Raw genomic sequence first — 13,538 nt, forward strand, 5'->3', positions numbered from 1 at the left:
TTCAAAAAACGTTGCTATTTATTCGCTTCGCGGTGAATTTTGTTCATCGCGTCAAAGAAATGGCGGCTTTTAGGCCTCACTCTATTCGCCGTTACGTCAGAAATGCTGCCTTCCCTTAGGTAAAGCCATGTATTCGCCTAAATCGCGAACGGCGCTCTTTTGACGGTTTTGTCAGCTTTGAAAAGCGACGGGCGCGAGACCTGGATCCCGCGCCCGCGCCATCGTGCTTTACCTTGGGGAAGCTTCAGCCGCCGGCGAGCTTCCTGAAGAACTTCTGGCCCTGCTCGCCGCCGTTGAAATAGGCCTGCTGGCCCGGTTCGGCGGTGATCTGCTCCCAGCTGTCGCGGACTTCCTCGGCCGACAGCCCGCCTTCGCCCAGATAGACGCCCTCGGTCTCGAAGATCCGCGACAGGGCGAAGGCGCCGGCCCCGGCGGTCAGGATCGCGCCGGTCGGGGCGTCTTCCGACACCAGGTAGACGACGCCGGGGGTCACGTATTCCGGCTTCAGCTTCTCCAGCACTTCCGGCGGCATCAGGCCTTCGGTCATGCGGGTGGCGGCCACGGGGCTGATGGCGTTGATCTTGACGTTGTTCTTGGCGCCTTCGAGCTTCAGCGTGTTCATCAGGCCCAGCACCGCCATCTTGGCCGCGCCGTAGTTGGACTGGCCGAAGTTGCCGTACATGCCCGAGGACGAGGTGGTGACGACGATGCGGCCGTAGTTCTGGGCCTTCATGATGTCCCACACGGCCTTGATCGGCTTGAAGGTGCCGAAGACGTGGACCTGGATCACGGCCTCGAAGTCGGCCAGCTCCATCTTGGTCAGGGTCTTGTCGCGCAGGATGCCGGCGTTGGCGACCAGGATGTCGATGCGGCCCCAGGTGTCGATCGTGGTCTTCACGAGGTCGGCGACGCCGGCGTCGTCGGTCACCGAGGCACCGTGGGCGATGGCCTGACCGCCGAAGGCCTCGATCTCGGCGACCACGGCCTTGGCCGCGTCGGACGAACCGCCCGAGCCGTCGACGCTGCCGCCCAGGTCGTTGACCACCACCTTGGCCCCGCGCCGAGCCAGCTCCAGGGCGTGCTGACGCCCGAGCCCGCCGCCCGCGCCCGTGACGATCGCCACCTGACCGTCGAAGCGAATGTCGTCCGCCATGCCCTAAGTCTCCCTCAAACGCGTGTTTGGTTTCGCGCGTTTGTGCGGCGGCGGGGCAGGGGCGTCAAGGGCGCCCCCGCCTTGGGTCTCCGTGATCAGCTCTTCTTCGGCTTGGTCAGGCCGCCGGCCACGGGAGCGGTCGGCTTGTCGCGTTTGGCGCCCGCCTTCTTGCCGGGCTTCATGAACTTCACCAGCACGCGCTGGCCGACCAGCAGCGGGGCGCCGTCGGCGCTGACCACGACCTCGACGACGCGTTCGTCGCTGCGCTGGCTGGGGTCGTCGGAGGCCAGCTTGCGGGCGCCGAAGACGGCGGCGCGGCGCAGGACGCGGCCGACATAGACCTTGTCGGGGTCGCTCTCGGGCTGGATCTCGACCTCCTGACCGGGCTTCACGTTGGGCAGGTCGGCCTCGACGATCTCGGCGCGGACGATGCGCTGGGTGTCGGGCTCGAGATCGAACATCGAGGTGACGTTGAGGGTCGAGGCGCCGGCGCCGGGATTGGCGTAGCGGCGGGCGATGCGGCCGTTGGCCGGCGCGCGGATCACCGTCAGCTCCTGGGTGAAGTTGGCTTGGCCGACTTGAGCCGTCGCAACGGCGATGGCGGCCTGCTGGGCGCCGATATTGGCCTGGGCCTGGGCGATCTGGTCGCTGGCCTGGTCGAGGCGCTGGGCGGCGACGAAGTTGGAGGCCGACAGGTTCTGCAGGCGCTTGTACTCGCGCTGGGCGGTGCGCAGCTGCACCTGGTGCAGGGCCAACTGGGCGCGGGCCGAGGCCAGGTTAGCGGCGGCGGTCTGGGCGGCCAGGCGCGGCTCGTCGTCCTCCTGCTTGGCCAGCGGCTGGCCGGCGACCACGACGTCGCCTTCCTGAACGAAGACCTGGCGCACGATGCCCTGGCGGCGCGCGGCCACCTGGATCACGCCGCCCTCGACGTCGGCCTTGCCGTTGGCGATGGCCGCGTAGGGGGAGGGCTCCTCCTGGGCGGCGGCGACCTCGAGCTTCTTCTTTTTCTCCGCGGCCTGGCCCTTCACATAGAAGAAGCCGCCGCCGAGCAGGCCGATGACAACGATGACGATCCAGAAGGCCGGACGGCGCAGGAACCTGGGCATGTGGAACTTCCCCCGGGAAATCAGTGGCTGAGCGGCGCGGGATCGGCGTCCGGCGTGCGGCGCACGTCGTCCAGGATCCGGCCGTCTTCGATGTGGATGACGCGGTCGGCATAAGCCTCGAGCCGCGGGTCGTGGGTCACGCAGATCACCGCCGCGCCGCGCTCGGTGGCGGCGGCGCGCAGCAGCTTGATCACCGTCTCGCCGCTCTTGCCATCTAGGGCGGAGGTCGGTTCGTCGGCGAAGATCAGATTGGGGTTCTTGGCGAGGGCGCGTGCGATGGCCACGCGCTGCTTCTCGCCGCCCGACAGCTCGGACGGGCGCTGGTTGACGCGGGGGCCAAGGCCCACGGACTCCAGCGCCGCCTGGGCGCGGCGGGCGGCCTCGCCGGGGCCGACGTCCTGGTACTTCAGCACCGTCATCACCTGCTGCTTGGCGGTGAGGGCGGGGAAGAGGTTGAAGCCCTGGAAGATGAAGCCGCAGTGATCCAGGCGGAAGCGGTCGATGCGGCCGGGCGGCAGCGCCCACAGGTCGTCGGCCTCCAGCGCCGAGACGTGGCCTTCGTCGGGCTTGAGCAGGCCCGACAGCGCCGCCACCAGGGTGGATTTGCCAGAGCCCGAGGGACCCATGACCATGGTCACGTCGCCGTGGCGGGCGTTGAAGTCGACCCCCTTGAGCACCTCGATGAAGGTGCGGCCGGTCTTGAACCGCTTGACCAGGCCCTTGGCGGCCAGGGCGGTCTCGCCGCGCTTGTGGGCGTTGTTGTTTCCGCTCATCGCAGCAGGTCCGCGGGTTGGCTGTTCTTGAGGACGCCGAGCGACAGGAAGCCCGACAGCATGGCGATGACGACGAGGAAGACGGCGACCACCGCGACCAGCACCGGCGGGAAGTACATCGGCACGCCGCCGGCGACGGCCAGCAGGCTGACCAGCCAGGTCAGCAGGCCCGCGGCGAACACGCCGACGATCCCGACCCAGAAGGACAGCTCCATGACGATGTTGCGCAGGTCGCCCATGGAGACGCCCAGGGCCCGCAGGGAGGCGAATTCCTTGATGTTGGCCATGATCGCCCCGCGCAGGGTCTGCCAGGTGATGGCCACGCCGATCAGCAGGCCCAGGAACGCCGAGAAGCCCAGCATGATGCCGATGATCTGATCCTCCAGCATGGCCCCGGAATTGGCGTCGGCCAGTTCCTGGCGGGTCCAGGCGCGGAACTTGCCGTCGGCCTTCTTGTTGAGCTGGGCGGCGACGACCTCGGCGTGGGCCGGGTCGCGGATCTGCACCATCAGCGGGCCGACGCGCTGGCCGGTGTCGGCCTCGCCCAGCATGCGCAGGGTGTCGCGCGACATCACCAGGGTGGGCTGGATGATGTTGGGATAGCCGGTGGTGACCACGCCGATGGTGATGGTCTTGCCGTTGTAGAGAGCCTTGTCGCCCTTCTTGACGCCCAGGCGCTTGAGCGCCGTCTGGTCGACGGCCACGGCGTAGGGACGGCGCAGGGCCTCGATCATCGAGCTGGTGTAGTCGGTCGGCACGGTCACGTAGCCGGGAATGGCGTCGATGACGGTGACGTTGACGAACTCGGTCTTGCGGGCGCTGCCGCCCTTTTCGCCGCGCTTGGCGCGGGCCTCGGCCTTGGCCTGCTCTTCCGGCGACAGGATGTTCTGGAAGCGGCCGCCCGAACCGTCGAGCGGGGCGACTTGGATCACCTCGGGGTGGCTGTAGACCAGCGGGATCATCCGGCGGGGCAGGCCCGAGGGGCCGCCGAACAGCGCCTTGGCGCCGGGGCCCAGCACCATGATGTCGGCGCGGGCGCGGTCGATCTGGGCGGTGAAGCCCTTGCCGATGCCGACGAACATGCCGACCTGCGCCAGCACCAGCAGGCCCGAGAAGGCCAGGGCGACGACGGCCGCCATGTATCGACGCCACTCGTACAGCAACGTGGCCAAGGCCAACGACATTACGGACCGCTCCCCCAATTCACGGTTGTAGAAGAACAGCGGGATCGCCGTCCGGCCAAGTTAAATCGGGGTAAGCTAAATCCCTTCGATGAAACGCCGTGCGCGAGCACGTTTGTTGCGTCGGCACGCCGACATCCGAAACAGGGCTGGCGGCGGCGGTTCGGCTTGGCTATGAACTGTTATATTGTACGCCGGTATCGGCATCGGCGACGCCCAGGTAATCATCCGCGTCAGGGACACGCGTTAGGAAAGGACGCCTCATGAAGATTTCGACTCTGGCCGCCTCGGCCCTGGTGCTCTCGTTCGCGGCCGCCGGCGCCGCCCAGGCCGACGAGGGGATGTGGACCTTCGACAACTTCCCCTCGGCCAAGGTCAAGCAGACCTACGGCGTCGATATCGACCAGAAGTGGCTCGACACCGTGCGCGCCTCGGCCGTGCGCCTGACCACCGGCTGCTCGGCCTCGGTGGTGTCGGGGCAGGGCCTCGTCTTGACCAACAACCATTGCGTGGCCGACTGCAGCCAGTCGCTGTCGAGCGAAGGCAAGGACTACGTCAAGGACGGCTTCCTGACCGGCGCGCGCGAGGAAGAGCTGAAGTGCGCGGGGATGCAGGCCGAGGTGCTGCTGTCGATCGTCGACGTCACCGACCAGGTGAAGGCCGCGGGCGCGGGCAAGACCGGCCAGGACTTCGTCAAGGCGCGCGACGCGGCCTTCGCCACCGCCGAGCTGGCCGCCTGCGGCCAGGACAAGACCCTGCGCTGCCAGACCATCAGCTTCTACCGCGGCGGCCAGTACAAGGTGTACAAGTACCGCCGCTACGCCGACGTGCGCCTGGTGTTCGCGCCGGAATACGCCACGGCCTTCTTCGGCGGCGATCCGGACAACTTCAACTTCCCGCGCTTCAACCTCGATAGCGCCTTCCTGCGCCTGTACGAGGACGGCAAGCCGGCCGTGACGCCCAGCCACCTGACCTGGCGCGCCACCGCCCCGGTCGAGGGCGAGCCGACCTTCGTGGCCGGCAATCCGGGCACCACCCAGCGCCAGTTGACGGTCTCGCAGCTGGAGACCAACCGCGACCTGATCATCCCGGTCGGCCAGCTGCAGCGCTCGGAGATGCGCGGCCGCCTGATCCAGTTCGGCGAGCAGAACGAAGAGAACAAGCGCATCGCCAACCAGCCGCTGGCCGGGGTGGAGAACAGCTTCAAGGTGTTCTTCGGCCAGCAGTTCGTGCTCAGCGACAAGAAATTCATGGACGCCAAGCGCGCCGCCGAAACCGACCTGAGGGCCAAGGTCGTCGCCGATCCCAAGCTGTCGGCCGAGATCGGCGACCCGTGGGGCGAGATCGACAAGGCGCAAGTTTCCCTGGCCGACCAGTTCGTGGCCATGCGCCAGCTGGAGACCTCGGCCGGCGGCGGTTCGGACCTCTACGGCTACGCCCGCACGCTGGTGCGCGGCGCTCAGGAGCGCGCCAAGCCCTCGGCCGAGCGCCTGCCGGAATATGCCGACACCCGCCTGCCGCTCGCCGAAAAGCGCCTGCTGGACAACCGCACCGTCGATGCGCCGCTGGAGCAGCTCTATCTTGAGCACTGGCTGCTGAAGACCCGCGAATACCTGACCGCCGACGCCCCGGCCGTGAAGCTGCTGCTGGTCAAGGAAAGCCCCGAGGGCCTGTCGGCTCGCCTGGTCGCCGGCAGCAAGCTGGCCGATCCGGCCGTGCGCAAGGCGCTGTGGGACGGGGGCCTGGCCGCCGTCCAGGCCTCGGACGACCCGATGATCCAGTTCGTGCTGAAGACCGAAGGCGCGGGCCGCGAGGTGCGCAAGACCTACGAGGCCACCGTCACGGCGCCGACCGACGCGGCGGCCGAGCGCATCGCCAAGGCCCGCTTCGCGGTGCTGGGCGACAGCGTCTATCCGGACGCGACGTTCTCCCTGCGCCTGTCGTACGGCAAGGTCGCCGGCTGGACCCATCGCGGCCGCACGATCACGCCCTTCACCGACTTCGCCGGCTTCTACGACCGCATCACCGGCGCCGAGCCCTTCGAGGCCGCGCCGCGCTGGATCGCCGCCAAGGACAAGCTGAACCCCAAGACGGTCTACGACTACGTCACCACCAACGACATCATCGGCGGCAATTCCGGCTCGCCGGTGATCGACGCCAAGGGCCGGGTGATCGGGGCCGCCTTCGACGGCAACATCCACTCGCTGGGCGGCGCTTTCGGCTATGACGGCGCGATCAACCGCACCGTGGTGGTCTCGACGGCGGCGATCACCGAGGCCCTGACCAAGGTCTACGGCCGCGACGCGCTGGTGAAGGAACTGGTCTCCGGGAAGTGATCCTGATCCCTCTCCCCTTTACGGAGGTGGGGAAGGGTTTCTGAGAAACAGGACGCCGCGACAGCCGACCCGCTGTCGCGGCGTTTTGCGTTCCAAGGGGGCGGACACCTCTCCCCGTAAAATCCCCGCGAAAGCGGGGACCCAGGCTTTTTCTGCAACCCGCGGCGCTCGACGATAAAACACCTGGGTCCCCGCTTTCGCGGGGATTTTACGGATGGGGGGTCTCTCTAGCGACCGTCGTTCCTCCCCACTTTCTCGAATCCGCATTTCACCTCTGCAACATGCTGAAATGTGGAATGTTTTTCGCTGGTGTCGGAGCGCGCCCGGGGCAAGGGCGCGCGTTTCTCGCGCTTCGTGCGCGTCCACCGGCACCAGGAGAAATCGCCTTGAGCGTTTCCAGCCTGAGCAGTTCCTCGATCATGCAGCAGCTGCTGCAGTCGATGCGCAGCTCCTCAACGACGTCCGCGGCCAGCGCGACGTCATCGTCCAGCGGCTCGTCCGCTGGGCAAGAAATGCAGGTCGGCAGCGGTTCACCCCCGCCGCCGCCCCCGCCGGCCATGAGCTCGCAAGGCTCCAGCGGCGAAAGTTTCAGCTCAGAAACCCTCGGCTCGCTGCTTTCCATGCAGGAAGGCGGCATGGGCCAGATGGGGGGAATGAGTGGTCCTCAGGGCATGAGCGGGGGGCAGGGGGGCTTTGAGTCCCTCGACACCGACGCCGACGGTACCCTGTCGACCGACGAGCTGACCACGGCCCTCAGCAGCGCCCTGGGCGAGTCGGACGACGTGTCGTCGGCCGTCGAGAGCCTGATCTCCGACGGCGACACCGACGGCGACGGCTCGCTGTCGGGCGACGAGTTCGCGGCCCTGGCCCAGGCTTCGGGCGGCCCCGGCCAGATGGGCGGCCCGCCGCCCGGACCGCCGCCGTCTGAAAGCGCGAGCAGTGAAGGCGGCGGTGGCGGTGGCGGCGGCGGTGCGTCCGGCTCCGGCGGAGCCTCCAGCTCCAGCGAGGTGTTCGACAGCCTCGACACCAACGAGGACGGCACCGTCTCGGCCGCCGAACTGGCCGCCGCCTATACCGACAGCGCCGACAGCGCGGATGCGACCTCGGCCGCTTCCTCGCTGATCTCGTCGGCCGACTCGGACGGCGACGGCAGCCTGTCGGGCGACGAGTTCGCCAGCCTGCTGAAGCAGGCGTCGGATTCGAGCGACGACTCCAGCTCGACCCTCGCCAGCACGCTGTCGAGCTCGAGCCTGGCCTCGGACATGATGCAGAAGCTGCTGCAGCAGCTGGCCGACGCCAGCGGCGACAGCTCGAGCAGCAGCTCCAACAGCTCGACCACGACCCAGTCGGTGAACATCGCCGCCTGATCGGACTGAAAACCCTCCCCCTTGATGGGGGAGGGTTGGGCGGGGGTGGCTCGGGCCTTGCCGGCCGAACCGCCGCGTCACCCCCATCCCCGCCCTTCCCCCATCGAGCGGGAAGGGGGCGGTGACTTGATATTGACGCCCGTCGCTCGCCCGACAGGCGCCGGCCCTCGCCAAGCCAAAGGTTAAGCAAGCCGCTTGCGCCGGGCGCGCTTGTGTTGGACAAACTGGCCCCTTGGTCGGCGTCGCGGGGGCGTCGCTTCATAATTCAAGGTTCTGCCGTCTTGCTTTTCCGTCCTGAGAACGTCCAGGCCCTCGCCGGTCTGGCGCTCACCCTGGGCCTGTGCTGGCTCGTCTCCGAAAACCGCAAGCGCTTCCCGTGGGTGCTGGCCGTCGGCGCCCTGATCATTCAGGTCGGCCTGGTCGTCCTGCTGTTCGGCCTGCCTCAGGCCCAGCAGATGCTGCGCGGCGTCAACGGCGCGGTCGAGGGCCTCGGCGCCTCCACCCAGGCCGGCACGGCCTTCGTGTTCGGCTTCCTGGCCGGCGGCGACCAGCCCTATCCGGTGAGCAACCCGGGCGCGGGCTTCATCTTCGCCTTCCGCGTCATGCCGGTGATCCTGGTGGTCTGCGCCCTGTCGGCGCTGCTGTGGCACTGGAAGATCCTGAAGTGGGCCGCCCAAGGCTTCGGCTTCGTGTTCCAGAAGACCCTGGGCCTGCGCGGCCCGCCGGCCCTGGCCACCGCCGCCACCATCTTCATGGGCCAGATCGAAGGCCCGATCTTCATTCGCGCCTATCTCGACAAGCTCTCCCGCTCGGAACTCTTCATGCTGATCACGGTCGGCATGGCCTGCGTCAGCGGCTCGACCATGGTGGCCTACGCCACCATCCTGGCCGACGTTCTGCCCAACGCCGCGGCCCACGTGCTGACCGCCTCGATCATCTCGGCCCCGGCCGGCGTGCTGCTGGCCCGCATCGTCGTGCCGTCGGATCCGCTGGAAAAGGGCGGCGACCTGGACCTGGCCGCCGAAGACAAGACCTACGGCAGCGCGATCGACGCCGTCATGAAGGGCACCACCGACGGCCTGCAGATCGCGCTGAACGTCGGCGCGACCCTGATCGTCTTCGTGGCCCTGGCCACCATGCTCGACAAGTTCCTGGCCATGCTGCCGGCCATCGGCGGCCAGCCGCTGAGCCTGACGCGCGGCCTGGGCGTGGTGTTCTCGCCGCTGGCCTGGTCGATGGGCATCCCCTGGAAGGAAGCCGGCGCCGCCGGCGGCCTGCTGGGCACCAAGCTGATCCTCACCGAGTTCACCGCCTTCATCCAGATGGCCAAGACCGGCGCGGCCACGCTGGACGAGCGCTCGCGGATGATCATGACCTATGCGCTGTGCGGCTTCGCCAACATCGGCTCGGTCGGCATGAACGTCGCTGGCTTCTCGGTGCTGGTGCCCCAGCGCCGCCAGGAAGTGCTGAGCCTGGTGTGGAAGGCCATGCTGGCCGGCTTCCTGGCCACCTGCCTGACCGGCTCGCTGATCGGCCTGATGCCGCGGGCGCTGTTCGGGCTGTAAGGCTCTTTCCTTCCGCTACGAAAACGAACGATCCTCCCGGCCAAAACCGGGAGGATTTTTCGTTGAAGCTCTATGACAGCCGTCGCGCGCCCAATCCGCGCCGGGTGCGGTGGTTCATGGCCGAGAAGGGGATCGAGGACGTCGAGATCGTCGAGGTCGACATCTTCTCCGGCCAGCACCGCACGCCCGACTACATGGCAAGGGCCGGCCTGCCCAACGTGCCCGCCCTGGAGATGGACGACGGGACCACGATCACCGAGTCGGTGGCCATCTGCCGCTTCCTGGAAAGCGTCTATCCCGAGCCGAACCTGTTCGGCGCCGACCCGCGCGAGATCGCGATCGTCGAGATGTGGGCGCGGCGAGCCGAGATGCTGGTGGCCACGCCCCTGATGCTGACCGTCCGCCACAGCCACCCGGCGCTGGCGGCGATCGAGACCCAGGTCCCCGAAGTGGCCGCCAACAACCGCGCCGCCGCCGAGAAGGGGATCAAGGTGCTGGACAGCCGCCTGGCCGAGAGCCCGTTCATCGCCGGCGACCGCGTGACCATCGCCGACATCCTGGCCGTGACCGGCATCGACTTCGCGCGCATGGCGCGGTTCCGACCCGATCCCGAGCTTGTGCACGTCAAGCGCTGGCTGCACGAGATGAACGCGCGGCCGGCGGCGAAGGCCGGGGTGTAGGGGGCTCCCCCCATACTTCCCGTCATTCCCGCCCTTGTGGCGGGAAGCCCTCTGTCAGCCGCAAGGGCGGAGGGGGCGGCGCGCCGAGCGCGCCGCTGGCGCTTCACGTGCAAGCGGAACCAGGGGTTCCCGCCACAAGGGCGGGAATGACGGGAGGAGAGGGGAGTGGGGCACGCCTTCCCAAAGCCCCGCTTGGCGCATGCGTCCTATCCGGCATAACCTCGTTTCATGGCCGTCTCGCTGTTCACCCATGCCGACATGCTCGACCACCGGCCGGGGTCCGGCCATGTGGAGAGCCCGGCGCGTCTGAAGGCGGTGATCGACGCGCTGGAGGACGAGGCGGGCCTCGACCTGGAGCCGTTCGAGGCGCCGATGGTCGATCCGGCCGACCTGCTGCGCATCCATCCGGCCGCGTTCGTCGATTCGATCTTCGCCGCCGCGCCGCATGCGGGGATCCACGCCCTGGACCCCGACACGGTGATGTCCACCGGCAGCCTGATCGCCGCGCGGCGGGCGGCCGGGGCGGTGGCGGCGGCCGTGCGCCATGTGGCGAGCGGGCAGGGCGGACGGGCCTTCTGCGCCGTGAGGCCGCCCGGCCATCACGCCGAACCCGGCACGGCCATGGGCTTTTGCGTGTTCTCCAACGTGGCGGTGGCGGCCCGCGTCGCCCAGGCCGGCGGCCTTTCGCGGGTGGCGATCGTCGATTTCGACGTCCACCACGGCAACGGCAGCCAGGCGGCGTTCGAGAACGACCCGACGGTGATGGTCGCCTCGATCCACCAGTCGCCGCTCTATCCCGGCACCGGCGATCCGTCGGAGACCGGGGTCGGCAACATCGTCAACGCCACGGTGGCGCCCGGCGCGGCGCGCGAATCCTGGCGCAAGGCGTTCGACGGGCTGATGGCGCGCGTCGACGCCTTCGCCCCCGACCTCGTGCTGGTCTCGGCCGGTTTCGACGCCCACGTACGTGATCCCTTGGCGCAGCAAAGCCTTGAGGCCGAAGACTTCGCCTGGGCGACGCGGGCCATCGTCGCCGTCGCGAACCGTCGGGCCAGAGGGCGTATTGTCTCCTCGCTCGAGGGCGGGTACGACCTCGAAGCGCTCGGCCGTTCGGCCCAGGCGCATGTTCGAGCGCTTCAGGAAGGATAGGGACCCGGCGCCGCGCCCCGCGCGAGCCGGACCGTCGAGGAAAATGGCCGACGCACCGACCGCCGACCAGACCGCCTCGCCCGTGGTCCGCCCACCCGGGGCGATCGTCCTGGCGCGCCACGGCGAGCCGGCGCTGTCACGCAAGGTCCACTTCAGCGCCCAGGCCTATGGCGACTGGTGGGCGCTGTACGAGGAGGGCGGCCTGCTGGCCGGCCAGACCCCGCCCGACTGCCTGCTCGACATCGCCCGCAAGGCCGACGTCATCATCTCCTCGACCCGTCGTCGCTCGATCGAGACAGCCCAGGCCATCGCCGGCGGCCGCGATTTCCCGCGCGATCCGATGTTTATCGAGGCCCCGCTGCCGCCGCCGCCCTGGCCGGCCTGGATCAAGCTGTCGCCCAAGAAGTGGGGCTTCTTCTCGCGCTTCTGGTGGTGGTTCTTCGATCACCACATGGGCCAGGAAAGCCGCAAGCAGGCCGAGGTTCGCGCCGACGCGGCCGCCGACGCCCTGATCGCCCTGTCGCAGGACGGCAGGAACGTGCTGCTGGTGGCCCACGGCTTCTTCAACACCATGATCGGCGTGGCGCTGCAGAAGCGCGGCCTGAAGAAGACCCTCGACCAGGGCTTCCAATACTGGTGCGTCAAGCGTTTCGAGCGCTCCTGAAGCCTCACAGCCGTTGCCCGCACGCGCCTGCCCCACTAGGGTGCCTGCTTCTCCCTGGAGTAGAAATGACCGACGCCGCTTCCCCTGCGCATGATCTCTCGGCCCTGAGCTTCGAGCAGGCCCTGGCCGAGCTGGAGAAGATCGTGTCCGAGCTGGAATCGGGCCAGGCGCCGCTGGAGCGGTCGATCGACATCTACGAGCGCGGCGCGGCCCTGAAGGCCCACTGCGAGAAGAAGCTGGAAGCCGCGCGCCTGAAGGTCGAGAAGATCGTGCTCGGCCAGGGCGGCGCCGCGGGCGTCGAGCCGGCCGAGTTCTCCTGATGGGTCAGGCCGCCGCGAAGATCTCGCCGACGATCGCGTTCGAGGATTTCGAGCGCGTGGACATCCGTGTCGGCACGATCACGCAGGCGCAGGCCTTTCCCGAAGCCCGCAAGCCGTCCTACAAGCTGACGATCGACTTCGGGCCCACGATCGGCGTCAAGCATTCGTCGGCCCAGGTGACCCGCCACTACGCGATCGACCAGCTGGTCGGTCGCCGCGTGGCGGCGGTGGTGAACTTCAAGCCGCGCCAGATCGGCCCGTTCATGTCGGAGGTCCTTTGCCTGGGCTTTCCCGACGACGAGGGCGAAGTCGTCCTCGTGACGGTGGATCGCGCGGCTCCGAACGGGGGAAAGCTGTTTTGAGCGACCTTGGCAAGCGCATCGCCCAGGCGGCCGACATCGTCACCGTGGCGCTCGACGAGCTGCTGCCGCGCGCCGACGGGCCCGAAAGCCGCCTGACCGAGGCCATGCGCTATGCGGCGCTGGGTCCGGGCAAGCGCCTGCGGCCGTTCTTCGCGCTGGAAACCGGCAAGATGTTCGACCTGCCCGAGCGGCCGGTGCTGCGCGCGGCCTGCGCGCTGGAGTGCATCCACGCCTACAGCCTGGTGCACGACGACCTGCCGGCGATGGACGACGACGACATGCGTCGTGGCCGTCCGACCGTGCACGTACAATATGACGAAGCGACCGCGATCCTGGCCGGCGACGCCCTGCAGACGGCGGCCTTCGAGATCATGGCCCACCCCGACACCCATGACGACGGCCATGTCCGTTCGGAGCTGGTGCGGAAGCTGGCCATCGCCTCGGGCGCGCGCGGCATGTGCGGCGGCCAGATGATCGACCTCTTGGGCGTTCGCGACGACCTGGGCGCGGTGGCGCGCATGCAGCGTCTGAAGACCGGCGCCCTGATCGCCTTCGCCTTCGAGATCCCGCTGATCATCGGCCGGGCCAAGGAAGCCGAGCGCGCGGCCCTGATGGGCTTCGCCCAGGACCTGGGTCTGGCCTACCAGATCGTCGACGACATTCTCGACGCCGAGGGCGACGTCGCCTTGCTGGGCAAGGCCGCGGGCGGCAAGGACGCCGTCAAGGGCAAGGCCAACTACGTCACCCTTCTGGGCCTGCAAGCCGCCAAGGAACGCGTCGAGCTTCTGGCCGCGCAGACCAAGGCTCATCTCGATATCTTTGGCGACAGGGCCGATCATCTGCGCGACAGCGTTGATTTCGTGCTGGACCGCCGCAACTGAC

At 68.4% G+C, this 13,538-nt stretch carries 13 protein-coding genes; 9 read left to right on the top strand and 4 right to left on the bottom strand.

Annotated elements, in window-relative coordinates; genetic code table 11:
* Positions 1–244: 244 nt before the first annotated feature.
* From AC07N1_RS07125 to AC07N1_RS07140, 4 genes are all read right to left on the bottom strand, one after another.
* A complete protein-coding gene (locus tag AC07N1_RS07125; protein WP_487289707.1) occupies positions 245–1,153 on the bottom strand; it encodes an SDR family NAD(P)-dependent oxidoreductase in 909 nt (302 codons plus the stop codon).
* Between the two features lie 95 nt (positions 1,154–1,248).
* Positions 1,249–2,259 carry an HlyD family secretion protein gene (locus tag AC07N1_RS07130; RefSeq protein ID WP_494671159.1) on the bottom strand — a complete coding sequence of 337 codons (1,011 nt, stop codon included), beginning with the start codon at positions 2,257–2,259 and terminating at the stop codon, positions 1,249–1,251.
* A gap of 20 nt (positions 2,260–2,279) precedes the next feature.
* Positions 2,280–3,032, bottom strand: coding sequence for an ABC transporter ATP-binding protein (locus tag AC07N1_RS07135; protein ID WP_492857196.1), 753 nt, complete (start codon positions 3,030–3,032; stop codon positions 2,280–2,282).
* A complete protein-coding gene (locus tag AC07N1_RS07140; protein ID WP_494671160.1) occupies positions 3,029–4,216 on the bottom strand; it encodes an ABC transporter permease in 1,188 nt (395 codons plus the stop codon). Before AC07N1_RS07140 ends, AC07N1_RS07135 begins: the two co-directional genes overlap by 4 nt.
* A gap of 260 nt (positions 4,217–4,476) precedes the next feature.
* Between AC07N1_RS07140 and AC07N1_RS07145 the strand changes: the two genes are divergently transcribed.
* The 9 genes from AC07N1_RS07145 to AC07N1_RS07185 all read left to right on the top strand — a co-directional run bounded on the left by AC07N1_RS07145 (position 4,477) and on the right by AC07N1_RS07185 (position 13,537).
* A complete protein-coding gene (locus AC07N1_RS07145; protein WP_494671161.1) occupies positions 4,477–6,549 on the top strand; it encodes a S46 family peptidase in 2,073 nt (690 codons plus the stop codon).
* A 386-nt stretch (positions 6,550–6,935) separates the two neighbouring features.
* Positions 6,936–7,916 carry an EF-hand domain-containing protein gene (locus AC07N1_RS07150; protein WP_494671162.1) on the top strand — a complete coding sequence of 327 codons (981 nt, stop codon included), beginning with the start codon at positions 6,936–6,938 and terminating at the stop codon, positions 7,914–7,916.
* 281 nt (positions 7,917–8,197) lie between these two features.
* Positions 8,198–9,481: a NupC/NupG family nucleoside CNT transporter gene (locus AC07N1_RS07155; RefSeq protein WP_494671163.1), complete on the top strand. Its 1,284-nt coding sequence runs from the start codon at positions 8,198–8,200 to the stop codon at positions 9,479–9,481.
* A 62-nt stretch (positions 9,482–9,543) separates the two neighbouring features.
* Positions 9,544–10,161, top strand: coding sequence for a glutathione S-transferase family protein (locus AC07N1_RS07160; RefSeq protein ID WP_494671164.1), 618 nt, complete (start codon positions 9,544–9,546; stop codon positions 10,159–10,161).
* A gap of 228 nt (positions 10,162–10,389) precedes the next feature.
* Complete coding sequence (locus tag AC07N1_RS07165) at positions 10,390–11,310, top strand: histone deacetylase family protein (RefSeq protein WP_494671165.1); 921 nt, start codon at positions 10,390–10,392, stop codon at positions 11,308–11,310.
* Positions 11,311–11,353: 43 nt separating this feature from the next.
* Positions 11,354–11,974 carry a phosphoglycerate mutase family protein gene (locus AC07N1_RS07170; protein ID WP_494671166.1) on the top strand — a complete coding sequence of 207 codons (621 nt, stop codon included), beginning with the start codon at positions 11,354–11,356 and terminating at the stop codon, positions 11,972–11,974.
* 65 nt (positions 11,975–12,039) lie between these two features.
* Complete coding sequence (locus AC07N1_RS07175; RefSeq protein WP_109099095.1) at positions 12,040–12,294, top strand: exodeoxyribonuclease VII small subunit; 255 nt, start codon at positions 12,040–12,042, stop codon at positions 12,292–12,294.
* The gene (locus tag AC07N1_RS07180) at positions 12,294–12,656 is read left to right on the top strand and encodes a tRNA-binding protein (protein ID WP_494671167.1); all 363 of its coding nucleotides are present in this window, start codon (positions 12,294–12,296) and stop codon (positions 12,654–12,656) included. Before AC07N1_RS07175 ends, AC07N1_RS07180 begins: the two co-directional genes overlap by 1 nt.
* A complete protein-coding gene (locus AC07N1_RS07185; RefSeq protein WP_494671168.1) occupies positions 12,653–13,537 on the top strand; it encodes a polyprenyl synthetase family protein in 885 nt (294 codons plus the stop codon). The genes AC07N1_RS07180 and AC07N1_RS07185 overlap by 4 nt, the downstream gene beginning before the upstream one ends.
* Position 13,538 lies beyond the last annotated feature (1 nt).

The organism is Caulobacter sp. GW821-FHT09B11, from assembly GCF_059418205.1.

What these genes read in the sequence shown, in the direction of transcription:
- AC07N1_RS07125 (WP_487289707.1), bottom strand. Translation starts at nt 1,153, where the DNA reads ATGGCGGACGACATTCGCTTCGACGGTCAGGTGGCGATCGTCACGGGC.
- AC07N1_RS07130 (WP_494671159.1), bottom strand. Translation starts at nt 2,259, where the DNA reads ATGCCCAGGTTCCTGCGCCGTCCGGCCTTCTGGATCGTCATCGTTGTC.
- AC07N1_RS07135 (WP_492857196.1), bottom strand. Translation starts at nt 3,032, where the DNA reads ATGAGCGGAAACAACAACGCCCACAAGCGCGGCGAGACCGCCCTGGCC.
- AC07N1_RS07140 (WP_494671160.1), bottom strand. Translation starts at nt 4,216, where the DNA reads ATGTCGTTGGCCTTGGCCACGTTGCTGTACGAGTGGCGTCGATACATG.
- AC07N1_RS07145 (WP_494671161.1), top strand. Translation starts at nt 4,477, where the DNA reads ATGAAGATTTCGACTCTGGCCGCCTCGGCCCTGGTGCTCTCGTTCGCG.
- AC07N1_RS07165 (WP_494671165.1), top strand. Translation starts at nt 10,390, where the DNA reads ATGGCCGTCTCGCTGTTCACCCATGCCGACATGCTCGACCACCGGCCG.
- AC07N1_RS07170 (WP_494671166.1), top strand. Translation starts at nt 11,354, where the DNA reads ATGGCCGACGCACCGACCGCCGACCAGACCGCCTCGCCCGTGGTCCGC.
- AC07N1_RS07175 (WP_109099095.1), top strand. Translation starts at nt 12,040, where the DNA reads ATGACCGACGCCGCTTCCCCTGCGCATGATCTCTCGGCCCTGAGCTTC.
- AC07N1_RS07180 (WP_494671167.1), top strand. Translation starts at nt 12,294, where the DNA reads ATGGGTCAGGCCGCCGCGAAGATCTCGCCGACGATCGCGTTCGAGGAT.